The 25,669-nt window shown below is 69.5% G+C and carries 27 protein-coding genes and 1 pseudogene; 16 read left to right on the top strand and 12 right to left on the bottom strand.

Going from position 1 to position 25,669, the window contains the following annotated elements; genetic code table 11:
• Positions 1-31 precede the first annotated feature (31 nt).
• The 3 genes from CSW64_RS19640 (at position 32) to rplS (ending at position 1,743) form a co-directional block, all read left to right on the top strand.
• Positions 32-421, top strand: a complete 390-nt coding sequence (locus tag CSW64_RS19640; RefSeq protein ID WP_099623683.1) for a hypothetical protein — start codon at positions 32-34, stop codon at positions 419-421.
• A gap of 195 nt (positions 422-616) precedes the next feature.
• Complete coding sequence (trmD, locus tag CSW64_RS19635) at positions 617-1,327, top strand: tRNA (guanosine(37)-N1)-methyltransferase TrmD (protein ID WP_099623682.1); 711 nt, start codon at positions 617-619, stop codon at positions 1,325-1,327.
• 26 nt (positions 1,328-1,353) lie between these two features.
• Positions 1,354-1,743, top strand: a complete 390-nt coding sequence (rplS, locus tag CSW64_RS19630) for a 50S ribosomal protein L19 (protein ID WP_099623681.1) — start codon at positions 1,354-1,356, stop codon at positions 1,741-1,743.
• A 91-nt stretch (positions 1,744-1,834) separates the two neighbouring features.
• Here rplS and CSW64_RS19625 read toward each other — a convergent pair whose 3' ends face one another.
• Both CSW64_RS19625 and CSW64_RS19620 read right to left on the bottom strand, forming a co-directional pair.
• Positions 1,835-2,260, bottom strand: coding sequence for a hypothetical protein (locus tag CSW64_RS19625; RefSeq protein WP_099623680.1), 426 nt, complete (start codon positions 2,258-2,260; stop codon positions 1,835-1,837).
• A gap of 9 nt (positions 2,261-2,269) precedes the next feature.
• On the bottom strand, positions 2,270-4,081 hold the full coding sequence (locus tag CSW64_RS19620) for a DUF885 domain-containing protein (protein ID WP_245863775.1): 1,812 nt from the start codon (positions 4,079-4,081) through the stop codon (positions 2,270-2,272).
• A 182-nt stretch (positions 4,082-4,263) separates the two neighbouring features.
• On the opposite strand from CSW64_RS19620, the gene leuC reads away from it, so the two are divergent.
• From leuC to CSW64_RS19585, 7 genes are all read left to right on the top strand, one after another.
• On the top strand, positions 4,264-5,700 hold the full coding sequence (gene leuC / locus CSW64_RS19615) for a 3-isopropylmalate dehydratase large subunit (RefSeq protein WP_099624363.1): 1,437 nt from the start codon (positions 4,264-4,266) through the stop codon (positions 5,698-5,700).
• Complete coding sequence (locus CSW64_RS19610) at positions 5,697-6,545, top strand: VOC family protein (RefSeq protein WP_099623679.1); 849 nt, start codon at positions 5,697-5,699, stop codon at positions 6,543-6,545. Before leuC ends, CSW64_RS19610 begins: the two co-directional genes overlap by 4 nt.
• Positions 6,542-7,150: a 3-isopropylmalate dehydratase small subunit gene (leuD, locus tag CSW64_RS19605; RefSeq protein WP_099623678.1), complete on the top strand. Its 609-nt coding sequence runs from the start codon at positions 6,542-6,544 to the stop codon at positions 7,148-7,150. Before CSW64_RS19610 ends, leuD begins: the two co-directional genes overlap by 4 nt.
• Positions 7,147-7,455: a putative quinol monooxygenase gene (locus tag CSW64_RS19600; protein ID WP_245863774.1), complete on the top strand. Its 309-nt coding sequence runs from the start codon at positions 7,147-7,149 to the stop codon at positions 7,453-7,455. The genes leuD and CSW64_RS19600 overlap by 4 nt, the downstream gene beginning before the upstream one ends.
• Before the next feature lie 4 nt (positions 7,456-7,459).
• Entirely contained in the window at positions 7,460-8,515 is a 1,056-nt protein-coding gene (leuB, locus tag CSW64_RS19595) for a 3-isopropylmalate dehydrogenase (RefSeq protein WP_099623677.1), read from the top strand.
• Between the two features lie 32 nt (positions 8,516-8,547).
• On the top strand, positions 8,548-9,270 hold the full coding sequence (locus CSW64_RS19590; RefSeq protein WP_099623676.1) for an EcsC family protein: 723 nt from the start codon (positions 8,548-8,550) through the stop codon (positions 9,268-9,270).
• A 142-nt stretch (positions 9,271-9,412) separates the two neighbouring features.
• A complete protein-coding gene (locus CSW64_RS19585) occupies positions 9,413-11,248 on the top strand; it encodes a methyl-accepting chemotaxis protein (RefSeq protein WP_099623675.1) in 1,836 nt (611 codons plus the stop codon).
• Here CSW64_RS19585 and CSW64_RS19580 read toward each other — a convergent pair whose 3' ends face one another.
• Entirely contained in the window at positions 11,249-11,920 is a 672-nt protein-coding gene (locus CSW64_RS19580; protein WP_099623674.1) for an ArsR/SmtB family transcription factor, read from the bottom strand. It lies immediately after the preceding gene.
• A 92-nt stretch (positions 11,921-12,012) separates the two neighbouring features.
• Between CSW64_RS19580 and CSW64_RS19575 the strand changes: the two genes are divergently transcribed.
• Entirely contained in the window at positions 12,013-12,318 is a 306-nt protein-coding gene (locus CSW64_RS19575; protein WP_099623673.1) for an NIPSNAP family protein, read from the top strand.
• A 6-nt stretch (positions 12,319-12,324) separates the two neighbouring features.
• Here CSW64_RS19575 and CSW64_RS22505 read toward each other — a convergent pair.
• The 3 genes and pseudogenes from CSW64_RS22505 to CSW64_RS19565 form a co-directional block, all read right to left on the bottom strand.
• Positions 12,325-12,415 (bottom strand): annotated as a pseudogene (locus CSW64_RS22505) (hypothetical protein); the annotation flags it as partial.
• A 6-nt stretch (positions 12,416-12,421) separates the two neighbouring features.
• Complete coding sequence (locus CSW64_RS19570; RefSeq protein WP_099623672.1) at positions 12,422-12,811, bottom strand: PaaI family thioesterase; 390 nt, start codon at positions 12,809-12,811, stop codon at positions 12,422-12,424.
• Positions 12,812-12,881: 70 nt separating this feature from the next.
• On the bottom strand, positions 12,882-13,880 hold the full coding sequence (locus tag CSW64_RS19565; RefSeq protein WP_099623671.1) for an aldo/keto reductase: 999 nt from the start codon (positions 13,878-13,880) through the stop codon (positions 12,882-12,884).
• 94 nt (positions 13,881-13,974) lie between these two features.
• On the opposite strand from CSW64_RS19565, the gene CSW64_RS19560 reads away from it, so the two are divergent.
• The 3 genes from CSW64_RS19560 (at position 13,975) to rarD (ending at position 16,984) form a co-directional block, all read left to right on the top strand.
• Positions 13,975-14,874, top strand: coding sequence for a LysR family transcriptional regulator (locus tag CSW64_RS19560; RefSeq protein ID WP_099623670.1), 900 nt, complete (start codon positions 13,975-13,977; stop codon positions 14,872-14,874).
• Between the two features lie 91 nt (positions 14,875-14,965).
• Complete coding sequence (locus CSW64_RS19555) at positions 14,966-16,000, top strand: aspartate-semialdehyde dehydrogenase (protein ID WP_099623669.1); 1,035 nt, start codon at positions 14,966-14,968, stop codon at positions 15,998-16,000.
• Between the two features lie 81 nt (positions 16,001-16,081).
• Complete coding sequence (gene rarD / locus CSW64_RS19550; protein ID WP_099623668.1) at positions 16,082-16,984, top strand: EamA family transporter RarD; 903 nt, start codon at positions 16,082-16,084, stop codon at positions 16,982-16,984.
• Between the two features lie 26 nt (positions 16,985-17,010).
• Here rarD and CSW64_RS19545 read toward each other — a convergent pair whose 3' ends face one another.
• A complete protein-coding gene (locus CSW64_RS19545) occupies positions 17,011-17,970 on the bottom strand; it encodes an SDR family NAD(P)-dependent oxidoreductase (protein ID WP_099624361.1) in 960 nt (319 codons plus the stop codon).
• Positions 17,971-18,127: 157 nt separating this feature from the next.
• Here CSW64_RS19545 and CSW64_RS19540 point away from each other — a divergent pair, with 157 nt between their 5' ends.
• Entirely contained in the window at positions 18,128-18,721 is a 594-nt protein-coding gene (locus CSW64_RS19540) for a TetR/AcrR family transcriptional regulator (RefSeq protein ID WP_172448634.1), read from the top strand.
• Here CSW64_RS19540 and CSW64_RS19535 read toward each other — a convergent pair.
• Genes CSW64_RS19535 through CSW64_RS19525 form a run of 3 tightly spaced genes read right to left on the bottom strand, consistent with a single transcriptional unit; the run spans position 18,706 to position 21,856 of the window.
• The gene (locus tag CSW64_RS19535; RefSeq protein WP_099623667.1) at positions 18,706-19,836 is read right to left on the bottom strand and encodes a serine hydrolase domain-containing protein; all 1,131 of its coding nucleotides are present in this window, start codon (positions 19,834-19,836) and stop codon (positions 18,706-18,708) included. The two genes, CSW64_RS19540 and CSW64_RS19535, sit on opposite strands and share 16 nt — an antisense overlap.
• Complete coding sequence (locus CSW64_RS19530) at positions 19,833-20,684, bottom strand: pyridoxal kinase (RefSeq protein WP_099623666.1); 852 nt, start codon at positions 20,682-20,684, stop codon at positions 19,833-19,835. Before CSW64_RS19530 ends, CSW64_RS19535 begins: the two co-directional genes overlap by 4 nt.
• Positions 20,685-20,734: 50 nt before the next feature.
• Positions 20,735-21,856, bottom strand: coding sequence for a glycoside hydrolase family 130 protein (locus tag CSW64_RS19525; RefSeq protein ID WP_099623665.1), 1,122 nt, complete (start codon positions 21,854-21,856; stop codon positions 20,735-20,737).
• A gap of 356 nt (positions 21,857-22,212) precedes the next feature.
• Between CSW64_RS19525 and CSW64_RS19515 the strand changes: the two genes are divergently transcribed.
• On the top strand, positions 22,213-22,404 hold the full coding sequence (locus tag CSW64_RS19515; RefSeq protein ID WP_099623663.1) for a hypothetical protein: 192 nt from the start codon (positions 22,213-22,215) through the stop codon (positions 22,402-22,404).
• 57 nt (positions 22,405-22,461) lie between these two features.
• On the opposite strand, the gene ahcY is transcribed toward CSW64_RS19515, so the two are convergent.
• Positions 22,462-23,853, bottom strand: a complete 1,392-nt coding sequence (gene ahcY, locus CSW64_RS19510) for an adenosylhomocysteinase (protein WP_099623662.1) — start codon at positions 23,851-23,853, stop codon at positions 22,462-22,464.
• A gap of 101 nt (positions 23,854-23,954) precedes the next feature.
• Positions 23,955-25,661, bottom strand: a complete 1,707-nt coding sequence (locus tag CSW64_RS19505) for a M61 family metallopeptidase (RefSeq protein ID WP_150131455.1) — start codon at positions 25,659-25,661, stop codon at positions 23,955-23,957.
• Between the last annotated feature and the right edge of the window lie 8 nt (positions 25,662-25,669).

Raw genomic sequence — 25,669 nt, 5'->3', positions numbered from 1 at the left:
CGCAGTTTGCCGCAGCCTTGGAGACACAGCCTTGATCCTGACCAGCCTCGCCGCCGCCTCGCTGATGTTCGCCGCCGCGCCCGACACCGCGCTGGCCTACGCCGAGGCCCGGGTCCGGGCGGAGAAGTACGAGGACGACCCCGCCGCGACCCGCTATCGCGAGACGATCCTCCAGCCCGTGCTGGGCAAGTCGGTCCGGGGGATCTTCGACGCCTGCGGGCAGGGCGCCACGCCGGCCGGGCGGCCGAACTTCTCCGTCATCCTCAGCTTCAAGGGCGGCAAGCTCGACGCCGTGCGCCAGACCACCGACAACCCGGTCGCCCAGTGCGTCGCCGACCGCCTGGCGCGGCTGGACTATCCGGCCCCGCCCTATCCCGACTTCGCCGAGGAACTGCACCTGGAGATGTCGCCGGCGAAATGACCCCCGGTTGCTCCCCTCTGGGGGAGCTGTCGGCGCAGCCGACTGAGGGGGTCTGGAGCGGCTGGGAGCGGAGTTCTGAGGCGCTGCAGGTGCTGCTGGCCCCCTCCGTCTCGCCTGCGGCGAGCCGCCTCCCCCAGAGGGGAGGACCCTGGCCACGGATTCGACCGCGAGGACCCCGCCTGCTAGATCGCGCCCATGCCGTTCACCGCCACCGTCCTGACCATGTTTCCCGAGGCCTTTCCGGGCCCGCTCGGCGTTTCGCTGATCGGCACGGCCTGGCGCGAGCAGGACCTGTGGCGATTGGAAACAGTGGACATTCGCGGCTTTTCCAAGGATAAGCGCGGCTTCCTCGACGACACCCCCGCGGGTGGCGGTCCGGGACAGGTGATGAAGGCGGACGTAATCGCGGCGGCGCTCGACAGCGTCGACCTCGCGGGACGGCCGCTTTTGTACATGAGCGCGCGGGGCAGGCCCCTGACCCAGGCGCGTGTGAAACAATGGGCCGAGGCGCCGGGGATCATCGTCCTCTGCGGCCGGTTCGAGGGGGTGGACCAGCGGGTGCTCGACGCCCGGGGGTTCGAGGAGGTCTCCGTCGGAGACGCGGTCCTGGCCGGTGGCGAGGCGGCGGCGATGGTGGCGATCGAGGCGTGCGTCCGTCTGGTTCCGGGAGTGCTCGGCCAGCCGGAGTCGCTGAGTGAAGAAAGCTTCGAGGACGGTCTCCTTGAGCATCCGCAGTACACGCGACCGCGGACGTTCGAAGGGCTCGACATCCCCGAGGTGCTGGTGTCCGGCGACCATGGAAAGGTCGCCAAGTGGCGCCGGCAGATGCGTGAAGAGACGACCCGCGAGCGGCGGCCCGACCTCTGGGACCGTCACCTCGCCAACCGACAACCAAAGGGCAGATAAAGCCCGACGACAGAAAGGACACGACGATGGCCAAGAACATCATCGCCGAACTCGAGCAGGAAGAAACCGCCCGTCTGCAGGCGATCCGCTCGACCCCGAACTTCCAGCCGGGCGACACCGTCCGCGTCAACGTCAAGATCAAGGAAGGTGAGCGCGAGCGCGTCCAGGCGTACGAAGGCGTCTGCATCGCCCGTTCCGGCTCGGGCCTCCACGAGAATTTCACGGTCCGCAAGATCAGCTTCGGCGAAGGCGTCGAGCGGGTCTTCCCGATCATGTCGCCGATGATCGACTCGATCGAAGTGAAGCGTCGCGGCGTCGTCCGTCGCGCCAAGCTGTACTACCTGCGCGACCGTCGCGGTAAGTCGGCCCGTATCGCCGAGCGTCAGATCCAGAAGGACGCCGCCGAAGAGGCGTAAGCCCTTCGCGCAGCTTCTGCTGAACGATCGAGCCCCGGACGGCGACGTCCGGGGCTTTTCGTTCGGGGCGGCGGCGCAGGGCCGCTCCCCGCTAGATGAAGTGGCCGTCGAGAAACGCCGCCGCTTCGTCCGACAGGCAGACCACCTTGTTCGTCGCCTGGCGATAGAACTTGAAGTTCAGCTCCGCCGCTGGGGCGCCGTCCCTCGGATCGGCAAACGGCTTCAGCTCCCGCCGGCCGAGCGGGCGCGTCGCCGTGGCCGTGCGCCGGACCGAGAGGCTGATCCGGGGCGTTTGCCGATCGACGCCCGGGATCCTGGGGACGGCCTCGACGGCGGTGACCACGCCCCGGGCGATCAGCCCATGGCCGCCTTCGTTCTCACTGGCGAACAGGAAGATGACGTCGCCGGCTCGAACATGCTTGCCGCCGTACATCGTCTTCTGCCGGGAGAACACGAAGGTCGCCGCCGCCGGATCCGGAATCTCCGCCTTGATGGCGTATGTCGGGCCCGGCGGCATGCGACCCGCTCAGCCCTTCGTCTTGGCGATCCAGGCGTCCACCTGCTCCTCCAGCACGCCCAGCGGCAGGGCGCCGTTGTGCAGGATCACGTCGTGGAAGCCGCGGATGTCGAACTTGGCGCCGAGGGCGTCCTGGGCCTTCTTGCGCAGGCCCATGATCTTCAGCTCGCCGACCTTGTAGCTGGTCGCCTGGCCCGGCCAGCACAGGTAGCGCTCGACCTCCTTCTGGATGTCGCGCTCGCTGAGCAGTGTGTTCTCGCGGAAGAAGTCCATCGCCTGCTGTTTGGTCCAGCGCTTGGCGTGCAGGCCGGTGTCGGTGACCAGACGCACCGCGCGCCAGGCCTCTGTCGAAAGCCGGCCGAAGTCGGAATAGGGGTCCTGGTAGAAGCCCATCTCCTTGCCCAGCCGCTCCGAATAGAGGCCCCAGCCCTCGGTGTAGGCGCCGTAGAAGCCGAACTTGCGGAACTTGGGCAGGCCTTCGAGCTCCTGGGCCAGGGCGATCTGGAAGTGATGGCCCGGCGCGCCCTCGTGATAGCTGATGCCCTCGATCTGGGGCTTCAGCACCTGCCGCATGTCCGAGAGATTCACGTAGTAGATGCCCGGCCGCGAGCCGTCGGGCGTCGGCGCGTTGTAGAAGGCGATGCCGGCGGTGGCCTCGCGCCAGCTCTCCACGGCCCGGACCTCGAGCGGCGCCTTGGGCAGGCGGCCGAACCAGCGCGGGGCGACCTTCATCACCTGGGCGATGTAGCCGGTGGCGTCCTTCAGATAGGCGGCCTTGCCCTCGGCGGTGTTCGGATACTGGAACTTCGGGTCGGTCTTCAGGAGCTTGAAGAAGTCCTGCAGCGACCCCTTGAAGCCGACCTGGGCCATGATCGCCCGCATCTCGCCCTGGATGCGTTTCAGCTCGTCCAGGCCGGTCTGGTGGATCTGGTCGGCGGTCAGGTCGGTCGAGGTGGAGTCCTTCAGCCGCCAGGTGTAGTAGGCGGCGCCGTCGGGCAGGGCCCAGACGCCGTTGGCGCCCTTCGACTGCGGCCGGACCTCGGCCTGGGCGGCGAGGAAGGTTTCGACCCCCTGCTTGAACGGACCGGTCAGGGCGGCCTTGCCGTCGGCGATCAGGCCGGCCTTCACGTCGTCGCCGACCTTCAGGGCGTTGACCTTCTTCTGGAAGTCCGCCCAGACGGCGCCGTCCGGTCCGCCGTCGAACGGCGCGCCGGCGATGAGCTTGCGCGTGTCCGCATCGACCGGGGCGAAGGTGAAGTCGGGCGCGACCACGCCCTTGGCCGCTCTGGCCTTGAGTTCGTCGGCGACCTCGCCCAGGGCGCGCTTCACCTCGACCAGGCGCGCGACATAGGCGCGGGCGTCGTCGGCGTTGTCGACCCGGTGCTGGTTGATCAGGAAGACCGCGATCTGTCCGGCCGGGCTGCCGTTGCTGGTCGCCAGATAGCCGTGTCTGCGCCACTTCGCGCCCGCGCGGTCGTCGTTCACGCCCTCCTCGAACAGGCGCCAGGACAGGCGTGAAGCGGGATTGAGCTTGGCCGAGCCGAACTGGGCCTTCATCCGGGCCAGCTGACCCTCGCTCAGGGCCAGGGCCTTGGCGGCGCCGGCGTCGGTGTAGTCGTCCAGCTTGTCGTAGTTGGTCTTCATCCCGAGGCCGGTCTGGAACTCCGGGCTCAGCGCCAGCCGCTCGTCGAAGGCGGCGTCGAGGAAGGCGTTGAAGCGCGCGTCTTCCCCTGTTTCGGCGGCGAAAGCGGTCCTGGCCATGGGCGCGGCGAGGAACAGGCCGGCGAGGGTGAGGCGGCGGGTGACGGCGGGCTGGAACAAGACTCTGGAACTCCCCGGTATGATTTGCCGGGGAGGAGGCCACGGTTCGCCGCGGCTGTCACGTTGGCGAGCTGCGAGCCCGTCAGGACGCCGCTTCAGAGAGCGTCGTCATGCGCAAGATCATGCCCGGCGATGCTGCGTCGCACTAGACGAAGAGGCATGGTCGGCCCTACATGCGCGGCATGTCCGGCCAAAACGCTCCGAAAACGCTCTACGACAAGATCTGGGACGCGCATGTCGTCGCCGAAGAAGGCGGCGAGGCGATCCTCTACATCGACCTGCACCTGATCCACGAGGTGACCACGCCCCAGGCCTTCGCCGGCCTTCGCACGGCGGGTCGCAAGGTGCGTCGCCCGGACCGCACCCTCGCCGTGGCCGACCACAACACCCCGACCGAGGGCCAGGCCCTGGGCGTCGACGCCGTACAGGACCCCGAGGCGCGCCTGCAGCTGCAGACGCTGGGCCGCAACGTCGCCGACGCCGGCATCGAGTACATCCCGATGGGCGATGTCCGGAACGGCATCGTCCATGTCGTCGGGCCCGAGCAGGGGCGCACCCAGCCGGGGATGACCGTGGTCTGCGGCGACAGCCACACCTCGACCCACGGCGCCTTCGGGGCGCTGGCCCACGGCATCGGCACCAGCGAGGTCGAGCACGTCCTGGCCACCCAGACCCTGCGCGCCCGCAAGTCGAAGAACATGCGCGTGGTCGTCGACGGCAGGCCGGGACCGGGCGTCGGGGCCAAGGACATCGCCCTGGCCGTGATCGGCGAGATCGGCACCGCCGGCGGCACCGGCTACGTCATCGAGTTCGCCGGCGAAGCCGTGCGCGACCTGACGATGGAGGGGCGCATGACCCTCTGCAACCTGACCATCGAGGGCGGCGCTCGCGCCGGCCTGATCGCGCCCGACGAGAAGACCTTCGACTACATCCGCGGCCGCCCGGCGGCGCCCAAGGGCGCGGCCTGGGACATGGCGCTGGCCTATTGGAAGTCCTTCGTCACCGACGAGGCCGCCGTGTTTGACCGCGAGGTCCGGCTGGACGCCGCCCAGATCGCGCCAACCGTCACCTGGGGAACCAGCCCGGAGGACGTGATCCCGGTCACCGGCGTGGTCCCCGATCCCGCCAGTTTCTCCACCCCGGACAAGCGCGCCGCCGCCGAGCGGGCGCTGGCCTACATGGGCCTGGAAGCCGGCCAGCCGATCACCGACGCCAGGATCGACCGCGTCTTCATCGGCAGCTGCACCAACAGCCGCATCGAGGACCTGCGCGCCGCCGCCGCCGTGGTCCAGCAGGCCTTCCTGGAAGGCAGGCTCGTCGCCCCGCACGTCAGCGCCATGATCGTCCCAGGCTCCGGTCTGGTGAAGGAGCAGGCCGAGTCCGAGGGCCTGGACGCCATCTTCAAGGCGGCCGGCTTCGACTGGCGCGAGCCGGGCTGCTCGATGTGTCTGGGCATGAACCCGGACAAGCTCGAGCCGGGCCAGCGCTGCGCCTCGACCAGCAACCGCAACTTCGAGGGCCGCCAGGGCCGCGGGGGGCGCACGCACCTGATGAGCCCGGCCATGGCCGCCGCCGCCGCCATCGCCGGCCATATCGCGGACGTCCGGGACTTCCTGTGATCGACAGTCTCGATCATGTGGCCGTGGTCGTTCACGACCTGGACGCCGCCGTCGACGGCTACACCCGCCTGCTCGGCCGGGCGCCGAACTGGCGCGGCGCCGACGGCGGGGCCCATCACGCCTGGTTCCAGCTCGGCAACGCCGCGCTCGATGTGATCGCCCCGACGGGCGAGGGCTACACGGGCAACCAGATTCAGGCTCGTCTCGCCAGCCATGGCGAGGGCCTCTGGGCCCTGGCCTTCGGGACGCCGGACATGGCCACGGCGCGCCGCCGCCTGGAGCGGGTGGGGATCGCCTCGTCCGAACCGTTGCCGATCCGCTCGACCCATCCCGAGACCGGCGAGAAGCGCCGCTGGCTGACCTCGGTCGCCGACGCCGGGGCGACGCACGGCGCCAACCTGTTCCTGATCGAGACCTCGCCGGAGGCCTGGCCGATCTCGCCGGTCACCGTCGACGAAGGCTCGTCGGTCGCGGGTCTTGACCATGTCGTGGTGCAGACGCCCAATCCGGACCGCGCCGCCGCCCTCTACGGCGCCCGGCTGGACCTGGACATGAAGCTGGACCGCAGCAACCCCGACTGGGGCATGCGGCTGATGTTCTTCCGTGTCGCCGACCTGATCGTCGAGATCGCCCACCCGCTGAAGGACGGCGTCTCCAACGGGCCGGACAAGGTCTGGGGCCTCAGCTGGCGGGTCGCCAACGTCGCCGCCGCGCACGACCGCATGGGCGGCCAGCGCGTCGAGGTCTCGCCCATCCGCCCCGGCCGCAAGCCGGGCACTTCCGTCTTCACCGTCAAGGGGGCGCCGGGCGGCGTGCCGACGCTTGTGATAGGACCCGCCCAATGAAAGCCTTCACCCGCCTCGACGGCCGCGCCGCTCCGCTGAGCCTGGCCAACATCGACACCGACCAGATCATCCCCGCCCAGTTCCTCAAGACGGTGGAGCGGGAAGGCCTGGGCCGCGGCCTGTTCTTCGGCTTCCGCTACGACGACGACGGCAAGCCGCGCGAGGACTTCGTGCTGAACAGGCCGGAGTACGCAAGCGCCCGGATCCTGATCGCCGGCGACAACTTCGGCTGCGGCAGCTCGCGCGAGCATGCGCCCTGGGCGCTGCAGGATTTCGGCATCGACTGCGTGATCGCCTCGTCGTTCGCCGACATCTTCTTCAACAACTGCTTCAACAACGGCCTGCTGCCGGTGGTGCTGAAGCCCGAGGAGGTCGAGGCCCTGATGGCCGAGGCCCTCGGCGGCAACCACGTCTTCACCGTCGACCTGGAAACCCAGACCGTGACGGCGCCGTCCGGCGCCAAGTTCCACTTCGACATCAACCCGGGCCGCCGCGAGAAGATGCTGAAGGGCCTGGACGCCATCGGCGAGACCCTGGAGCACGCCGGCGACATCGACGTGTTCGAGAGCAAGCGCGCCATCGGCCAACCCTGGCTGGAGGCGTGAGCGGCGTGATCCTGGTGCTCGGCACGATCCGACTGCCGGTCGAGAACATCGAGCGGGCGCGTCCGGCGATGGAGGCGATGATGGCCGCCAGCCGGGCCGAGGACGGCTGCATTGAATACGCCTACTCGTATGATCTGCTCGACCCTGGCCTGATCCGGGTGACCGAGGCCTGGCGCGACCGCGAGGCCCTGGCCGCGCATTTCCAGACTCCGCATCTGGCCGCCTGGCGCGCCGTGTTCCCCGACCTGTCCATCACCGACCGACGCCTGGCCCTCTATGAGGCCGGCGATCCCGAACCGACTTGAGATCATGACCCAGACCCTGCTCCTGCTGCCCGGCGACGGCATCGGCCCCGAAGTGACCGCGGAGGTCCGCCGCGTGGCGGCCGCCCTGACGCCCGACCTGACGATCGAGGAGCGCGACTTCGGCGGCCGGTCCTACGACCTGCACGGCGCGCCGATCACCGACGAGGCGGTGGCGGCCGCCCTGGCTTCCGACGCGGTGCTGATGGGCGCCGTGGGCGGTCCGAAGTGGGCCGGCGTCGAGCGCCTGAAGCGCCCGGAGATGGGTCTGCTGCGCCTGCGCAAGGAGATGGACGTCTACGCCAACCTGCGGCCGGCGCTGTGCTTCGACGCCCTGGCCGACGCCTCCAGCCTCAAGCGCGAGGTGGTCGCCGGCCTGGACATCATGATCGTCCGTGAGCTGACCGGCGGCGTCTACTTCGGCGAGCCGCGCGGCGTCGAGACGCTGTCAGACGGCCAGAAGCGCGGCTTCGACACCCAGGTCTACACCACCAGCGAGATCGAGCGGGTCAGCCGCGTCGCCTTCGAGCTGGCCCGCGGCCGCCGCAACAAGGTGACCTCGGCCGAGAAGTCGAACGTCATGGAGAGCGGCCTGCTCTGGCGGGAGGTCGTGACCGACCTCCACAGGCGCGAATACGCCGACGTCGAGCTGGAGCACATGCTGGCCGATAACGCCGCGATGCAGCTGGTCCGCCGGCCGAGCCAGTTCGACGTGCTGCTGACCGACAACCTGTTCGGCGACATCCTGTCGGACGCGGCGGCGCAGCTGACCGGCTCGCTGGGCATGCTGCCGTCGGCGGCGCTGGGCGCGGCGGGCAAGCCGGGCCTGTACGAGCCGATCCACGGCTCGGCGCCCGATATCGCCGGCCAGGGCCTGGCCAATCCGCTGGCGGCGATCCTGTCGTTCGAGATGGCGCTGCGCTGGTCGCTGGGCCGCGCCGGCGAGGCGGACCGCCTGTTCGCGGCGGTGGAGGCCGCGTTGGCCGCCGGCGCCCGCACCCGCGACATCGGCGGCGGCCTGACGACGGCGCAGATGGGCGACGCGGTCCTTGCGGCGCTCTGACAAACGCCGCCGGCTGGGGTAAGCCTGCGGCCATGTCCGCAGACGATCCCCACGAGCGGCTCGCCCGCCGCGAGCTCGAAGCCTGGCGCCGCGAGATGCTGCGCGACCCGTCCGCCCTCGAGCGGGCGGCGAAGGGGCTGCAGGTCCGCGTCAACGCCCTGATCCCCGAGAAGATCCACGCCGCCATCACCAAGGTCATCGAGCAGATGACCCGCGGCATCCTGGTCGGCTCGGACTTCGTGACCGCCGAACCCTTGCGGAACGCCTCGCTGGCCGAGCGGGAGCTGCAGGTCCGCAAGGCGATCACCGGCTATCGCAACGTGGCCTCGATCGAAGGCGGCGTGACCGGGGCGGGCGGGTTCCTGGCCGCCGCCGCCGACTTTCCGGCGTTGATCGCCATCAAGATCAAGCTGCTGTTCGAGATCGCCGCCCTCTATGGTCATGACGGGGCCGACTGGCGCGAGCGTCTCTACATCCTGGCCATCTTCCAGCTGGCCTTCTCGGGACCGGATCATCGTCGGGCGATCTACGAGGCCATGGTCGCCGGTAACCATCCCGCCTCGCCCGAGGACTTCGACTGGCGGCGATTCCAGCAGGAATACCGCGACTACATCGACCTGGCGAAGCTGGCCCAGATGCTGCCGGTGGTCGGGGCTCCGGTCGGCGCGATCGTCAACTGGCGCCTGCTGGAGCGGCTCGGGGAGACGGCGATCAACGCCTATCGCCTGCGCTGGTTCGAGGGTCGTAGCGGTTGAGCGTGAGCGATTTTCCCGCGTAGAGAACAAATTCTCAAAATCGACGTTCGAGTGAGAATTGGTTAACCGGCGTCACGCGAAAGAGGCAGGGCGGGGAAAAGGGGTTTGTGTCGGTACCCGCGGGCACAACTCGGGGACACAGATGAACAATCTCAGGATTTCGGCCAAACTGGCCGTCGCCTTCGCGGCGATGATCGGCGTTTCCGCCGTCTCGTCGATCGTTCTCTTCTTCAGCCTTCAGCAGATCAGCGACGCGGCCGACGCCGCTACGCGCAGCATGTCGCTCGCAGCCAAGATCGAGACGGTCATGGCGCACATGATCGACCAGCAGAACTCGATGCGCGCCTTCGTGGCCAACCCCGCCGAGACCAGCCAGGCCGAGTCCTACGCCGAAACCCAGGCCATCGTGGACAAGGGGCTGGACGACTTCGCCGCCACCACCCAGGTGCCCGAGCAGAAGGCCCGTATCGAGGTGATGCGCAAGGCGGTCCTCGCCTGGCGCGCCGAGGTCGGCGACCCGATCATGGCCATGGCCCGCAACCCCGAAACCGTCGAACAGGCCCGCGAGCTGGCCGGCAAGCCTTCGCTCGGATCGATCCGCGAGGCGAAGACCGCCATCTCAGACGCCGCCGCCGAGCTGGTCGCGATGCGCAACGCCACCCGCGACGCCGCCCAGACCACGGCCAACGCGGCCCTGCTGATCGGCGGCCTGGCCTCGATCGCCGTCGCCGTCGCCATGGCCGCCCTGCTGGGCCGCACCATCTCGGCGCCGGTGAACGCCATGAACGCCCTGATGCGCCGCCTCGCCGCCGGGGACAACAGCGTCGAGATCAAGGGCGCCGAGCGTCGCGACGAGATCGGCGAGATGGCCGCCGCCGTGCAGGTGTTCAAGGACGCCGCCATCGAGAAGGTCCGCCTCGAAGAGGAAGCCGAGGGCCAGCGCCGCCAGGCCGAGGTCGACCGTCTCGAGCGCGAGCGGCTGAAGGCCATCGAGGAGGAACAGGACCGCATCGCCATCTCCGCCCTGGGCGAAGCTCTGGACCGTCTGGCAGGCGGCGATCTGACCCATCGCATCAACGTCGAGTTCGCGCCCAAGGCGCTGAAGCTGCGCGAGGACTTCAACGCCGCCGCGGCCAAGCTGCGCAACACCCTGCAGGCCATCAACGGCTCGACCAGCGGCGTGCGCAGCGGCTCGGACGAGATCGCCCTGGCCGCCGACGATCTGTCGCGTCGCACCGAACAGCAGGCCGCGAATCTGGAGGAGACCGCCGCGGCGCTTGACCAGATCACCGCTACGGTCCGCAAGACGGCGGCCGGCGCCCAGGACGCTTCCGGTCTCGTCGCCGACGCCCGCAAGGGGGCGGAGGAGTCGGGCCGTGTGGTCGACCGCGCCGTGTCGGCGATGGGGGAGATCGAGGAATCCTCCAAGCAGATCGCCCAGATCATCGGCGTGATCGACGAGATCGCCTTCCAGACCAACCTGCTGGCCCTGAACGCCGGGGTCGAGGCGGCCCGGGCCGGCGACGCCGGCAAGGGCTTCGCGGTCGTCGCGTCCGAAGTGCGGGCCCTGGCCCAGCGCTCCGCCGAGGCGGCCAAGGAGATCAAGGGCCTGATCTCGACCTCCAGCGAGCAGGTGAAGCAGGGCGTCGATCTGGTCGGCCAGACCGGCAGCGCGCTGCAGCAGATCGTCAAACAGGTCGCCGACATCGACCGTCTGGTCAGCGAGATCGCGGCCTCGGCCAAGGAGCAGGCCACCGGTCTGCACGAGGTGAACGCCGCCGTGAACCAGATGGACCAGATGACCCAGCAGAACGCCGCCATGGTCGAGGAATCGACCGCGGCGACCCAGTCGCTGCGCGGCGAGGCGGGCGAACTGGCTGGCCTGGTCGGGCAGTTCCGCGTCGGCGAGGGCGACATCGACTCCAACCCGGTCCACGCCGCCCAGGCGCGCTTGAACCAGGCGATGCGGGCCGCCTGATCAGGCGGCTTGCGGCAGGGGTCCGAAGGCCGCTTCGAAGGCGGCCAGACCGGCGGGGGTGAAGGCGACGATCCTGGAGCCTTCCACCCGCTGCCCCCAGCCCAGGGCGTAGATCCGCTGCAGCAGGGCCGCGCCCAGCGACCCGGCCAGGTGGCTGCGCCGCACGCTCCAGTCCAGACAGCGTTTGCAGACCGGCCGCCTGGCCTTGCGCAGGGCGGCCGTGTCGATTCCGAGACCGGCCATCCGGGTCTCGCCCGCGGGGGTGAGCGTCAGGGTTTCGTCGTCGAGCAGCATGCCTGACGAGATCAAGCCGTCCAGCAGCGCCACCCCCAGGTCGCCGGCCAGGTGGTCGTAGCAGACCCGCGCCCGGCGCAGGGCCGGCTCCTTAGGGCCCGTGCGGGCGGCCAGACCGGTCAGGGCCTCCAGGACCTCGGCCACGTCGTGGCCCGACAGCGCGAAATAGGCGTGCCGGCCCTGCCGGCGGCCGACGATCAATCCGCCGGCCTCCAGCCGGGCCAGGTGACCGCTGGCGGTCTGGGCGGTGACGCCGGCCTCCCGCGCCAGTTCGCCCGCCGTGAGAGCCTGGCCGGCCATCAGCGCGGTCAGCATGTTGGCGCGGGCGGGATCGCCGAGCAGCGAGGCGACCAGGGCGATGTCGGGCCCGTCCTTCATCTTGGCTCCTTCATGCTTCGATCCTGGCCGAAACAACGACCGGCGAACAGGCGCTAACGGTTCGGTCTTTGCCGAACCATGGAGGACCGGCCATGCCCGTCACCTGCTGCATCCGCTATGTCATCGATCCGTTCCAGCGCGAGGCTTTCGAGGCCTATGCGCGGAACTGGCTGACCATCATCCCGGCCTGCGGCGGGGACCTGCTGGGCTACTTCCTGCCGCATGAGGGGACCAACAATGTCGCCCTGGCGATGATCGGCTTCGACAGTCTGGCGGCTTATGAGGCCTATCGGGCGCGGCTGAAGGTCGATCCGGCGGGGGCGGAGAACTTCCGCTTCGCCCAGGAGAAGCGGTTCATCCTCAGCGAGACGCGGATGTGGTTGGAGCCGGTGGTTTGATCCAGGGTCATCCCGGACGGCCGAAGGCCGATCCGGGGCCCAGGGGCCGGTGCGGTGAGACTGGGTCCCGGCTCTCCGCTTCGCTGCGGCCGGGATGACGGCGCTATTGTTCCAGCGTCATCTGGGTCTGGGTGATCAGGGCCACCAGCTTGCCGGTCTCGCCCTCGATCCGGGTCTGCCAGACGCTCGAGCGGCGGCCGACATGGAGCGGCGTCGAGACCGCGGTCACCGTCGTCCCGACCTTGGCCGAGCCGATGAAGTTGGTCTTGCTCTCCAGCGTCGTCGTATGGGCGCCGGGGCTGAGGTTCAGGAAGGCGCCCACCGCGCCGAGGCTGTCGGCGAAGGCCATCATCGCGCCGCCGTGCAGGATGCCGCCGGCCGTGCAGAGGTCTTCGCGAACGACCAGCCGGCCCTCGATCCGGTCCTTGTCGGCGTGGAGGATCTCCACGCCCATCAGCTTGGCGAAGGGCAGGGCGGCGGCGTCGAAGGTCATGGCGGGGATCCTCTTTGGGTTCGCCCTAGCATGACTTCCGGCGCCGCCGCAGCGACTACCCGTCAGGTAATCAGCCCTTCTCGCTGTCGAGGTGGGCCATCATCGCCTCGGGGTAGCGCGAGCCGGCGGCGGCGTCTTTCGGGACCGCCGTGTCGAGCGCCGCGATGTCCTCCGGCGTCAGCGTGACCTCAAGCGCGCCGAGCGCCTCGGCCAGCCTGTCGCGGCGGCGGGCGCCGATCAGCGGGACGATGTCGGTTCCGCGCGAGACGACCCAGGCGATGGCCAGCTGGGCGGCGGTCACGCCCTTCTCCGCCGCCAGCCGACCGATGGTCTCGGCGATGGCCAGGTTGTGGTCGAGGTTCTCGCCCTGGAAGCGCGGGCTACGGCTGCGGAAATCGCTGGAAGCGTTCGCCTTCTCGCGGCTGTAGTGGCCGCTGATCAGGCCGCGGGACAGCACGCCATAGGCGGTGACGCCGATGCCCAACGCGCGGACGGTCGGCAGGATGTTGTCCTCGATCCCGCGAGAGATCAGGGAATACTCGATCTGCAGGTCGCTGATCGGATGCACGGCCGCCGCGCGGCGGATCGTCTCCGGCCCGACCTCGGACAGGCCGATGTGGCGCACCCAGCCGGCCTGGACCATCTCGCCGATGGCGCCGATGGTGTCCTCGATCGGCACGTCCGGGTCGAGACGCGCTGGACGATAGACGTCGATGTAGTCCACCCCTAGCCGCTTCAGCGAATAGGCCAGGAAGTTCTTCAACGCCGCCGGTCGGGTGTCGTGGCCCAGGAAGGTTCCGGCCGGGTCGCGCAGGGCGCCGGTCTTGACGCTGAGAACCAGCTTGTCGCGCGGCAGGGTCTTCAGCGCCTCGCCGATCAGCATCTCGTTGTGGCCCAGGCCGTAGAAGTCGCCGGTGTCGATCAGGGTGACGCCGGCCTCGACCGCGGCGGCCAGGGTGGCCAGGCTCTCGGCCCGGTCGCTGGGGCCGTACATGTCCGACATGCCCATGGCGCCGAGGCCGACGATCGAGACGGCGGGACCGGTCTTGCCGAGTTGGGTGGTGTTCATTGGGGGGCTCCGTCTTGGATGACGGGACTATGAGCTCGGATCTTCTGTGCGATAATCCGCCCTCATCGATACGAGCTGTGCGGAAATTCGAACAATGGCTGAGCCGGATCTCGCGGACCTGGACGCCTTCGCCGCCGTGGCCCGTCAGCGCAGCTTCCGGGGCGCGGCGGCCCGCCGGGGCGTATCGCCGTCGAGTCTGAGCCAGGCCGTGCGCCGGCTGGAGGACCGGCTGGGCGTTCGCCTGCTCAACCGCACGACCCGCAGCGTGACGCCGACCGAAGCCGGAGAGCGGCTGCTGGCGCGACTGACGCCTACCCTGGAGGAGCTGGGCCGCGCGCTGGACGAGGTCAACAGCTTCCGCGACAGCCCGACCGGGACGCTGCGCCTCAACATGCCGACCGTGGCGGCCAAGCTGGTGCTGCCCGGGCTGGTCGGGCCGTTCCTGCGCGCCCATCCGGGCGTGACGCTGGAGGTGGTGGCCGAGGACAGCTTCGTCGACGTGCTGGCGGCCGGGTTTGACGCCGGGGTTCGCTACGAGGAGCGCTTGGAGCAGGACATGATCGCCGTGCCGATGGGGCCGGACCAGCGCTATGTCCTGGCCGCCTCGCCGGACTATCTGGCCCGCCACGGCGCGCCGACGCATCCGCGTCAGGTGCTTGACCACGCCTGCATCCGCCACCGTTTCCTGAGCGGCGTCTCCCTACCCTGGGAGTTCGAGAAGGACGGCGAGATCATCCGGGTCTCGCCGAGCGGGCCGCTGGTCGGCAACGTGCCGGAACTGGGGATCGCGGCGGCGGTCGAGGGGCTGGGCCTGCTGATGACTTTCGACGGCTTCGTCGCCCCCTGCCTGGCCGACGGGCGGCTGGTCGAGGTGATGGCCGAATGGTCGACGCCCTTCACGGGCCCGAGGCTCTACTATCCCAGCCGGCGTCAGATGCCGGCCCCTCTGCGGGCCTTCGTCGATTTCCTGCGGGAACAGGCCAAGGCCTGGTGACAGCGCCCTGAGCTTTCCTGTCCTTGCAAGGGTCCTGATAGGGGCGTAACGGTCCCGCTCCCCTCAGTGCGCACCAGCAGGAGAGAGTTCGATGGGTTACCGGGTCGCCGTCGTCGGCGCCACGGGCAACGTTGGCCGTGAGCTGTTCAACATCCTCGAGGAAGTGAACTTCCCCGTGGACAAAATCCACGCCATCGCCAGCCGCAAATCCATTGGCGTCGAAGTGTCCTTCGGCGAGAAGATCCTCAAGTGCGAGGATCTGGAGCAGTTCGATTTCTCGACCGTCGACATCGTGCTGATGAGCGCCGGCGGTTCGGTCTCCAAGGCCTGGGCCGAGAAGATCGGCGCGGCCGGTCCGGTCGTGATCGACAACAGCTCGCAGTGGCGGATGGATCCCGACGTGCCGCTGATCGTGCCGGAAGTGAACCCGGACGCGATCGAGGGGTTCCGCAAGAAGAACATCATCGCCAACCCGAACTGCACGACGGCGGGCCTCGTGGTGGCGCTGAAGCCGCTGCATGACATCGCCAAGATCAAGCGGATCGTGGTGTCGACCTATCAGTCCGTCTCCGGCACCGGCAAGGAAGCCATGGACGAGCTGTGGAACCAGACCAAGGAGGTCTTCGTCCTCGGCGCGTCCGAGCCGAAGAAGTACCCCAAGCAGATCGCCTTCAACGTGATCCCGCAGTGCGACGTCTTCCTCGACGACGGTTCGGGCGACACGAAGGAGGAGCGCAAGATGTCGGACGAGACCCACAAGATCCTCGACCCGAACATCAAGGTGAACTGCACCTCGGTGCGCGTGCCGGTCTTCGTCGGCCACGGCGAGAGCGTGAACATCGAGTTCGAGAGCGCCATCGACGACGACGAGGCCCGCGAGGCCCTGCGCGAAGCCGAGGGCGTGGTGGTGATCGACAAGCGCGAGGACGGCGGCTACGCGACCCCGAAGGACATCCAGGGCGAGTTCCCGGTGTTCGTCTCGCGCATCCGCAAGGACCCGACCGTCGACCACGGCCTGAGCCTGTGGGTGGTGTCGGACAACCTGCGCAAGGGCGCCGCCCTGAACGCCGTGCAGATCGCCCAGCTGCTCCACGAGCGCGGCCTGATCGGCAAGGTCCCGGCCTAACCGTCGAACCCGCAAGAAGCGGGTGGAAGATTGGGGGCCCGGGACCTAGTTCCGGGCCCTTTCCGTTTGGAGTGAACCTCGATGACCGAGGTGAAGGACGAGAGCCGCGCCGCCGTGATCGCGGGCGCCGCCTGCTACACCCTCTGGGGCATGCTGCCGCTGTGGATGTATGCGCTGAAGCACGCCGGCGTGGGGCCAATGGAGATCACCGCCCAGCGAGCGGTCTGGGCCGTGATCTGGGCGGCGCTGCTGGTGGTGGTCGCCCGCAAGCTCCCGGAGCTTCGCCAGGTGGTGCGGAATCCCAAGACCATGGGCCTGCTGCTGCTGTCGGCCCTGCTGATCGGCGCCAACTGGCTGATCTACGTGATCGCGGTGAACAGCGGCCGGACGCTGGAGGCCAGCCTCGGCTACTATATCAACCCGCTGATGAACATGGCGGCGGGGGCGCTGTTCTTCCGGGAGCGGATCGACCGCTTCGGCTTCGTCGCCATCGGCCTGGCCGCGGTCGGGGTGGCGGTGCAGACGGTGGCGGTGGGGCATCCGCCGTTGCTGTCGATCGGCCTGGCCCTGACCTTCTGCGCCTACGGCCTGATCCGGAAGCTCGTCGCGGCCGACGCCCAGACCGGCCTGTTCGTCGAGGCGGCGGTGCTGACCCTGCCGGCCTTGGTCTATGTCATATGGCTGCAGAACGAAGGGCTGGGCCACTTCGGACAGGACGGGTCGACCACCCTGCTGCTGCTGGTCGCGGGGCCGCTGACCGTCGCGCCCCTGGCCCTGTTCGCCTGGGCCGCCCGGCGGATGCCGCTGGTCTGGCTGGGCTTCCTGCAGTTCATCGCCCCGACGCTGCAGTTCCTCGTCGGGGTCTGGTCCGGCGAGGCCTTCACGGCGCTGAAGGCCGTGGCCTTCGCCTTCATCTGGATCGGCGCGGGCGTGTTCGCCTTCGGGGCCTGGCGACGGACGCGGCGGGCGGCCGTCGCGGCCTAGGGCGCGACGACCGTCCTCGGGCCGGCTCAGAAGCGTTCGCCGACCATTTCCTCGCTCTTGGCCCACAGCGCCTTGGCGTTGTCCGCGTCGAGGGCGTAAGCGCGCACGCCCCGGCGGACGTCGGGGCCGTCGGCGGCCTCGGCGATGTGGCAGTCCTCGCAGTAGAGGCCGCCGACCGCTTCGGCGTCGGCGACGACTCCGGCCCAGACCGAGGTCGCCGCGCCCTGCGGGACGGTCTTCCAGCTGAAGGCGGGGGCGTCGGCCGGCTGGCCGGCGTTGATCGAGGCGATCAGGCCTTCCAGCACGGCGGGCGACAGGTGCCGTCCGAGCTCGGTCTGGATGCCGCCGGGATGGACGGCCACGGCCCGGACGCCGCGCGCCTTGTGGCGGCGGTCGAACTCGACGGCGAACAGGATGTTGGCGGTCTTGCTGCGGCCGTAGGCGCCGAACTCGGTGTACTCCGTGGTCTCGAAGTTCGGGTCTTCCAGGTTCACGTCCGAGAAGCGGTGGCCGGACGAGGCGAGGTTGACCAGCCGCGAGCCCGGACCCATCAGCGAGGCGATCCGGTTCACGAACACGAAGTGGCCCAGGTGGTTGGTGCCGAACTGGGTCTCGAAGCCGTCGGCGGTCTTGCCGAACGGGCAGGCCATGACGCCGGCGTTGGCGATCACGAGGTCGAAGGGCCGGCCGTCGGCGACCAGGGCGTCGGCGCAGGCGCGGACGCTGGCCAGCGAGGCGAGGTCCAGCTCGATCAGCTCCAGGCCGCCGCCGTTCGCGGCCTCGGCGCGGACCTGCTCGGTGGCCGCGCGGGCCTTGGCCAGGTCGCGAGCGGCGCCGACGACCTGCGCGCCGTGCGCGGCCAGGACGCGCGCCGTCTCCACGCCGAGGCCGGCCGAGACGCCGGTGACCAGAATGCGCTTGCCGGCGAGGTCGACGCCCGCCAGCACATCGTCGGTGGTGGAAGCGGCTCCAAAGGGTCCGGACATGATCGTCTCCATGAGAAGGTTTCAGGCGCGAGGGCGCGGCTTCGCGGGGAGGGCGAAGCGGCTCGGCGTTGCTTTGATCGGATCGAAGGTATAAGCGGAGGGTGTCTCCGAATTGCATATACGGAGGGTTACTCCGTTTATCAAGGGGCAAGTCATCGTGAACGCCGAAGGCAAGTCGCCGACCCGCAAGCCGAGGGCGGATGGACAACGGAACCGGGAGCGGCTGGTGGAGGCCGCGAAGGCCGGCTTCGCCGAGACGGGCCCCGAGGTCAGCCTGGAGGAGATCGCGCGCCGCGCCGGCGTTGGGATCGGCACCCTCTATCGCCACTTCCCGACCCGTGACGCGGTCGTCGAGGCGGTCTACCGGCGCGAGGTCGAACAGCTGGCCCAGGCGGCGACGCGTCTGTCCGACACGCTGCCGCCGGGCGACGCCCTGCACCAATGGATGCGGGTCTTCATCGACTACATCGCGGCCAAGAAGCTCATCGCCCCGGCCTTGAGCGCGATGGTCGGCGGCCCGTCGGACCTCTACGCCGCGTCAGGCAAGCACATCACCGGCGCGATGGCGCTTCTGACCGAACGGGCGATCGCGGCGGGAGAGATCCGCGCCGACGCCGATCCGACGGACCTGCTGCGCGCCGTCGTGGGCTTCGCCTACAGCCCCGCGGGGCCGGACTGGGAGACCAGCGCGCTGCGCCTGATCGACATCCTGATGGACGGTCTGAGGACGGGGAGTCAGAGGCTGGCGTAGGCCGCGTCGATCAGCCGGCGGCTGCGCGGGTCGCCGAGCAGGTGGACGTCCTGCTTGTTCATGACATAGGCGCCGGCCACGCGCGCGGCCGGGTCGGCGAAGGCGCAGCTGCCGCCCCAGCCGCTGTGGCCGAAGCTGGTCTGGGTCGGGCCGTAGAAGAGATTGGGCGGATTGCGGACATAGCCCGCCCCCCAGCTGAGGTCGTAAGGCAGCACCAGGTCGCGGTTGCGGATCCGTTCGCGCGTCGCCTCGGCCAGCGTCTCCGCGCCCAGGACATGGACGCCGCCGATGTCGCCGTCGGTCGCCAGGGCGCCGAAGAACCGGGCCAGCGCCTCGGCCGTGGCGTGGCCGTTGGCCGAGGGCACCTCGATCCGCCGCCAGTCGGCGCCGGCGCGGCCGCTGGGACCGGCCCAGGGCGACAGGAAGGCGGCGCGCTTGGGGTCGGTGGTCTCGCCGAAGTCGGGCAGGGCGCTGGGCGGCTTGAGGTCGGCGGCGCGGCCGTGCTCGCCGTCCGGGAGGCCGATCCACAGGTCCAGACCGGCGGGCCCCGTGATGTCCTCGCGCAAGGCCGTCCCCAGCGTGCGGCCGCCGTCGGCGAGGCGATAGATCTCGCCGACCAGGTAGCCGACGGTCAGGGCGTGGTAGCCGCTGGCCGTTCCGGGCGTCCACATCGGCGCCTTGGCCGCCAGCAGCTCGCAGATGGCGGCCGGATCATACCAAAGCGTCGGGTCGATCTGCTCGACGAAGCCGGGCAGGCCGGCCTGGTGGGACAGCACCTGCTCGACGGTGATGGCGCCCTTGCCGTTGGCGGCGAACGTGGGCCACAGCTCGGCGACCGGCTGGTCGTAGCGGAGTTTCCCCTGCTCCACGAGCCGGGCGATCATGGTCGCGGCCACGGCCTTGGTGGTCGAGAAGATCAGGGTCAGGGTGTTTTTGTCGAAGGGCCGGGTCTGCTTGCGATCGGCCCAGCCGGCCCACAGGTCGACGACGATCTCGCCCTCGACGGAGAAGGCGAACCGCGCGCCCAGTTCCTGGCCGGTCTCGAAGTTGGCGGCGAAGGCGTCGCGGACGGCTTCGAAGCCCGGGTCGCAGCGGCCGTGGATCTCGACGCTCATGCCAGACGCTCCAGGCGGACGGTGGGGCTGGCCTGCTTGATGCGCGCGCCCATGGCCACGATCGGCAGCTCCGGCGCCGACCAAATGGCGGCGGAGGTGATGGTTTCCGACAGGCCGCCGACAGCCCGGGCCAGGCCGTAGGACGGCGTCTGGCCTTCGAGCAGGGCGGCGGCGAACAGGGCGGCCAGCAGGTCGCCCGTGCCGCTGGGCGGGGTGAATTCGCCCTTCTGATGGGCGGCCAGCCAGGCTTCCTTCTTGTCGGCGTAGACCACGCCGATCTCGCCGCCGCGCATCACGGAGGAGACGAGCACCGCCTTGCCGGTCAGGCGGGCGGCGCGGACGGCGGCGTCGGGGCTGCGGGCGTCGGTCCCGGTGATCCGCTGCAGCTCCCAGCTGTTCGGCGTGATCAGGTCGGCCTTGGGCAGCAGTTCTTCCTGGATCGCGTCGGCGACCTCGGCCGGCACGAACAGCCCCTTGCCGGCGTCGCCCATCACCGGGTCGACGACGATCAGCGGCTTGCGGTTGAAGGCGTCGCCGCGCGGGGCGGCGCGGACGGCGTCGATCGCCCGGGTGGCGGCCTTCACCTGGGCCGGGGTGGCGAAATAGCCGGTGATGACCAGGTCGGTCAGGCCGAACAGGCCGTTGGCCTCGATGCCATCGAGCATGCCCTCGAAGGCCTCGACCGGCACCTGGGCGCCGCCGGGCGCGCCCCATCCGGGATGGCGGCCGTACAGGACCGTCGGCACGACGACGGGGTCGATCTTGAACTGCGACAGCGCGAGCGCCTGCGCCGAGCCGCCGACGCGGCTGCCTGCGACGTGGCTCGACATGATGAGGGCCAAAGGCATGGCAAGCGGATTACCGGAGGTCCGCGAGCTTCGCTAGGGTTCTGAGCGCGTCAGGCGAAACGAGATTTCGGAATGCGCGTCAGACGGCAGGCCAGGTCGCCTTCGCCGGAGGCCAGCAGCCAGTCCTCGCCGGCGTCGACGATGCCCGTCGTGAACGCCACGGGGGTGTCGAGATAGAGCCGATCGGCGATGGGGATGGTCAGGTCCGGCGCGGCTTCCAGCAACGGCGCCTCGTCCTCGATCCGCAGGATGCGCGTCGGATCGTCCGGGTGCAGCAGCGCCCAGAAGGTGCGGTAGACGCCGGCCACGCCGCGGGTCTCCACCCCATGGTAGAGCATCAGCCAGCCATGCGGCGTCAGGACCGGGGGCGTTCCGCCGCCGACCTTGTTCGCCGACGTCGAATCTTTACGGGCGCGGATGCCGAAGCCTTCGACCGGCCTCCAGTGCAGGGCGTCCGGCGACTGGGCCAGGTTGATCGACGGCCCGCCGGCCCAGAGGCTGTCGTGCGGCCAGGCGAAGTAGGCCTCGCCCAGCGGCCGGGTGAGGGCCAGGAAGCGCCCGGCGACGCGTCCTTCGAACAGCAGCATGTCCTTGTTCTGATGGTCGAGGACGAGGCCCAGCAGCTCGTAGTCCAGGCCGTTGCGCGAGAGGTACAGGCAGGTGGCGTGACGTTCGGCGCTGACCGAACACACGGTCATGTACCAGGCGTCATCGACCCGGCTGATGCGGGCGTCCTCGACGCCGTAGTCCTGGTACGGAGCCGCCGGCTCGACGGCCTTGTCATAGTGGACGGCGATGACCTTTCGGCCGTCCGGGTCCAGTTCCACCGGCAGCAGCCAGGACAGCGAGGTCAGGGCCAGCAGGCGGTTGGGCCCGCCCTTCAGGGTGAACTTGCGGGGGTCGTCCTGCTCGACATGGGGGATGGGGAACGGCTCCAGCCGATAGCCCGCCGGGGTCCAGCGGATGGCGCGGACGTGGTCGTCGAAGACCGGCTCGACCAGGGCCTCGGCCACCCGGACCATCAGCAGCAGGTTGCCGGACGGCAGCCGCGTGAAACCGGGGTTGAAGGCGCCGAGCACGAAGGTCGGGGCGCCCAGCGACGCTCGCAGCGGCGAGCGGCTCAGGTCGACGTCGTCGGGGCCGAAGATCAGGTAGTCGTCGGGAGGGGGCATGGCGCCTCGCGGGGACCTCGCGGCGGTCCCGTGAGAACGCGGGCGGCGGCGAGGCTGTTCCGGCGCGACGTTGACGGTCTCGCGGCGGGATGACAGCCTCGCCCCATGATTACGCGGCGGGGGCTGGTCCTATCGGGCGCTGCGGCCGCGGCGGCGACCGCCACGGCGGTGCGCGGCGAGACGGACAAGGCGGGGCTCTATCTTCCCGACTTGAATGCGCTGGAGTTTGGGGTGTCCCGCGGCGACCGCCGCATGCTCCAGCCGCTCGCCGTGCTAAGGGCCTTCGCCGGCGACGAGCCGGGCGCGCTTTCGAGCGGCCCGATCCGTCCTCACCCACGGCGGCGGAGACCTGGTTCGTGGGCGGGCGGGAACATCGGTTCCGCTGGCGCGGCCTGAACGAGTGTCGCGGCGAATGGGTCCGTCTGGAGGTGTCCGGCAGGGTCGGCGGCTGGCGTCAGGGCTGGGCGCGGGGCGTCTGCAACGCCCAGGAGACCAGCTGCGACGGCGCCGTGGGCGACAGCCTGCCGAGCGATCGCCGGCCCTTCTGACGAAAAAGGGCGGCGACCCTGCGGCCGCCGCCCTTCCCGATCGTCCGTTTCCGGAGACTAGTAGCGGTAGTGCTCGGGCTTGAACGGCCCCTGTTGCGGCACGCCGATGTAGTCGGCCTGCTCCTTGGCCAGGGTCGTCAGCTTGGCGCCCAGCTTGGCCAGGTGGAGGAAGGCGACCTTCTCGTCCAGGTGCTTGGGCAGGGTGAAGACGTTGTTGGTGTAGGCCTTCAGGTTCGTCCACAGCTCGATCTGGGCCAGCGTCTGGTTGGTGAACGACGCCGACATCACGAACGACGGGTGGCCGGTCGCGTTGCCCAGGTTCACCAGGCGGCCTTCCGACAGCAGGATGATCTTGTTCCCGCCCGGGAACTCGATGTGGTGGACCTGCGGCTTGATCTCGTCCCACTTGAAGTTCTTCAGGCCGGCGACCTGAATCTCCGAGTCGAAGTGGCCGATGTTGCAGACGATCGCGTTGTTCCGCATGCGGCGCATGTGGTCGACGGTGATGACGTCCTTGTTGCCGGTCGCGGTGACGAAGATGTCGGCCTTGTCGGCGACGTCGTCGAGCGTCTGGACTTCATAGCCTTCCATCGCCGCCTGCAGGGCGCAGATCGGGTCGATCTCGGTGACGATCACGCGGGCGCCGCCCTGGCGCAGCGAGGCGGCCGAGCCCTTGCCCACGTCGCCGTAGCCGCAGACGACCGCGACCTTGCCCGACAGCATGACGTCGGTGCCGCGACGGATCGCGTCGACCAGCGATTCACGGCAGCCGTACAGGTTGTCGAACTTCGACTTGGTGACGCTGTCGTTGACGTTGATGGCCGGGAACGGCAGCTCGCCCTTTTCGGCCAGCTGGTACAGGCGATGGACGCCGGTGGTGGTCTCTTCCGACACGCCGGTGATGGCGTTGCGGATGGCGGTGTAGAAGCCCGGCTTTTCCTTCAGGTAGGTCTTCATGACCGCGTAGAGGGCTTCTTCTTCCTCGTTCTGCGGGTTGTCGAGGATCGAGGGATCCTTCTCGGCCTTCGGGCCGAGCACGCAGAGCAGGGTGGCGTCGCCGCCGTCGTCGAGGATCAGGTTCGGGTAGCCGCCGTCCGACCACTCGAAGATCTTGTGGGTGTATTGCCAGTACTCGTACAGGGTCTCGCCCTTCACGGCGAAGACCGGGGTGCCGGTGGCGGCGATGCCGGCCGCGGCGTGGTCCTGGGTCGAGAAGATGTTGCACGAGGCCCAGCGCACGTCGGCGCCCAGGGCCTTCAGGGTCTCGATCAGGACGGCCGTCTGGATCGTCATGTGCAGCGAGCCGGCGATCCGCGCGCCCTTCAGCGGCTGATCCTTGCCGAACTCCTCGCGGACGGCCATCAGGCCCGGCATTTCGGTTTCGGCGATGGCGATTTCCTTGCGGCCCCAATCGGCCAGCGAAAGGTCGCGCACGATGCTCTCGGTCACGCGGAAGCTCCTCTGCGGTGTGGCCGGTTCTATAGCCGGACGCCGCGTCCGTCGCAACTCGGATATAAAGATATCCTTATGTCCGGGTTGCGACGTCCGGCTCAGGCGCCGCCGATCCGGGCGGCGCAGGCTTTGCGGGCGGTCTCGTCCAGGCTCGGGGCGATCACGATCTCCCGCGCCGCGAAGTTGCCCTTGCCCTCCGGCATGAAGCGGATGACCCGCTCGCCGTCGCCTTCCTTGATCCGGACCGCGTACTCGATCCGGGCGTCGCCGACGACGCCGGCCTCTCGACGGACGATCTTCATGCCCTCGCGCAGGCCGGCGGCGTAGGCCGGGCTATCCGTCTTCAGGCCGGTGACCACGTTCCCGGCCTTGCTGGTCGCCTCCGGATCCCATCCGCGCTCGAAGACCCGCCGGTTCTCGCTTGCGATCCGGGCGCAGGTCCCGAACAGGTCGGCCGGGAGGACGACCGGCTCGCCGGCGTCGACGTAGCGGGCGTAATCCTGGGCGACGTCCAGCCCGGCGACCTCGTTCATCGCCTTGGCGAAAGCCTCTCTGACGTAACCCACCTCGTCGCTGGTCTTGGCCGCCTCGCGCCAGCGGCGCATCAGGAAGACGACGTCGTCCAGGTCCTTGGCGCCGTTGGTCGCCGTCCGGATCTTGGCGTCCCAGTAGAAGGCCAGCAGCATGCCCCGCTGATAGGGCAGCTTGCCGACCTGGGCGTTGGTCCAGAAATCCTTGAGGATGCGGCTGTTGGGCTCTGCCCGGACCGGCGAGACCTCATAGGCCAGGAGACTTTCGTTGGCGTACCTGGCGAAGTCTTCCAGGCTCCAGACGCCGGTCCGCAGCAGGGTGCGGTAGGTGTAGAAGTCGGTGAAGCCCTCGCTGAACCAGTAGGAGCCCGCCTCGTCCTCCTTGGGCATGCGGCCAAGGGCGCGCGGAACCCAGGTGTGGATGTGTTCGTGCGCGATCACATAGCGAAGGGCGCTGTCCGTGGCGTTCGCGGTCGCGAACATGGCGAAGGCGTCGCCGCGCCCCGTGCCGCCGATCGAGACCTGCGTCAGAGCGCCGTCGGTCGGAATCAGGGTGACGAAGTAGGGGCCTTTCTTGTCGCCCCAGAAGCGGCGCTGGGCGTCCAACACGCTGGAGACCAGATCGGCGAACCGGTCGGGGGTGAAGTCCCATTGGCCGCGCATGGCCAGGCGCACGCTGCCGCCGTCGATCGGACGGGTGACGATCCTGAAGTCGGGACCGCCGACGCTGACGCTCTGCAGGACGTCGCCGACCTGCAGCCTGCGTCCGCCGCCGTGGTCGAGATCCGAGGCGATCGTCCAGTCCTTCGGCCAGTCCCGCCAGCGGAAGCGCGCCGGCGCCTGATAGCGGTCCTCCGGCTCAGCGAAGACGGCCTCGCCGAGCAGGTGAAACCAGGCAGGGCGGATGACGGGACGATACGGATTGCCGGCCGGCGGGTCGCCTGGATAGCCGTTGGCGACCTGGTAGCGCAGGGTGATCCGGGCGTGCTTCCCGTGGCGGATCAGCAGGACGCCCGGACTCTCGACCGTCGCCTCGCCGCCTTCGGCCGCGACCGGCGACAGGTGCCGGTAGAGCTCCGTCTCGCCGCCCCAGTCATTCGGCAGCCGGACGCGGGTGTCGCCATCCGCTTCGCCGACGAAACGGACCTCGACCGCCACGGCCTTGAGGGCGTCACCCTCGAACACCGGAGCGAGGCTGTATTCCACCGGAGCCGGGCGGGCCGCGCCGAGCGCGCCCAGGGCGGCCATCGCCGCGATCATGACTGCCAGACGCACGAAGCCCC

This window comes from Caulobacter mirabilis (genome assembly GCF_002749615.1).
In the GTDB taxonomy this organism is placed as follows: domain Bacteria; phylum Pseudomonadota; class Alphaproteobacteria; order Caulobacterales; family Caulobacteraceae; genus Caulobacter; species Caulobacter mirabilis.
The sequence above is the reverse complement of the archived record's forward strand: the minus strand, read 5'-3'. Positions and strand labels throughout refer to the sequence as shown.

Excerpts from the sequence above, each read along its gene's own strand:
- CSW64_RS19545 (WP_099624361.1), bottom strand. The coding sequence starts at position 17,970 with ATGTCCGGACCCTTTGGAGCCGCTTCCACCACCGACGATGTGCTGGCG.
- rarD (WP_099623668.1), top strand. The coding sequence starts at position 16,082 with ATGACCGAGGTGAAGGACGAGAGCCGCGCCGCCGTGATCGCGGGCGCC.
- rplS (WP_099623681.1), top strand. The coding sequence starts at position 1,354 with ATGGCCAAGAACATCATCGCCGAACTCGAGCAGGAAGAAACCGCCCGT.
- CSW64_RS19560 (WP_099623670.1), top strand. The coding sequence starts at position 13,975 with ATGGCTGAGCCGGATCTCGCGGACCTGGACGCCTTCGCCGCCGTGGCC.
- CSW64_RS19530 (WP_099623666.1), bottom strand. The coding sequence starts at position 20,684 with ATGCCTTTGGCCCTCATCATGTCGAGCCACGTCGCAGGCAGCCGCGTC.
- CSW64_RS19575 (WP_099623673.1), top strand. The coding sequence starts at position 12,013 with ATGCCCGTCACCTGCTGCATCCGCTATGTCATCGATCCGTTCCAGCGC.
- CSW64_RS19555 (WP_099623669.1), top strand. The coding sequence starts at position 14,966 with ATGGGTTACCGGGTCGCCGTCGTCGGCGCCACGGGCAACGTTGGCCGT.
- leuD (WP_099623678.1), top strand. The coding sequence starts at position 6,542 with ATGAAAGCCTTCACCCGCCTCGACGGCCGCGCCGCTCCGCTGAGCCTG.
- trmD (WP_099623682.1), top strand. The coding sequence starts at position 617 with ATGCCGTTCACCGCCACCGTCCTGACCATGTTTCCCGAGGCCTTTCCG.
- CSW64_RS19585 (WP_099623675.1), top strand. The coding sequence starts at position 9,413 with ATGAACAATCTCAGGATTTCGGCCAAACTGGCCGTCGCCTTCGCGGCG.
- CSW64_RS19535 (WP_099623667.1), bottom strand. The coding sequence starts at position 19,836 with ATGAGCGTCGAGATCCACGGCCGCTGCGACCCGGGCTTCGAAGCCGTC.
- CSW64_RS19625 (WP_099623680.1), bottom strand. The coding sequence starts at position 2,260 with ATGCCGCCGGGCCCGACATACGCCATCAAGGCGGAGATTCCGGATCCG.
- CSW64_RS19565 (WP_099623671.1), bottom strand. The coding sequence starts at position 13,880 with ATGAACACCACCCAACTCGGCAAGACCGGTCCCGCCGTCTCGATCGTC.
- CSW64_RS19570 (WP_099623672.1), bottom strand. The coding sequence starts at position 12,811 with ATGACCTTCGACGCCGCCGCCCTGCCCTTCGCCAAGCTGATGGGCGTG.
- leuC (WP_099624363.1), top strand. The coding sequence starts at position 4,264 with ATGTCCGGCCAAAACGCTCCGAAAACGCTCTACGACAAGATCTGGGAC.
- leuB (WP_099623677.1), top strand. The coding sequence starts at position 7,460 with ATGACCCAGACCCTGCTCCTGCTGCCCGGCGACGGCATCGGCCCCGAA.
- CSW64_RS19590 (WP_099623676.1), top strand. The coding sequence starts at position 8,548 with ATGTCCGCAGACGATCCCCACGAGCGGCTCGCCCGCCGCGAGCTCGAA.
- CSW64_RS19580 (WP_099623674.1), bottom strand. The coding sequence starts at position 11,920 with ATGAAGGACGGGCCCGACATCGCCCTGGTCGCCTCGCTGCTCGGCGAT.
- CSW64_RS19525 (WP_099623665.1), bottom strand. The coding sequence starts at position 21,856 with ATGCCCCCTCCCGACGACTACCTGATCTTCGGCCCCGACGACGTCGAC.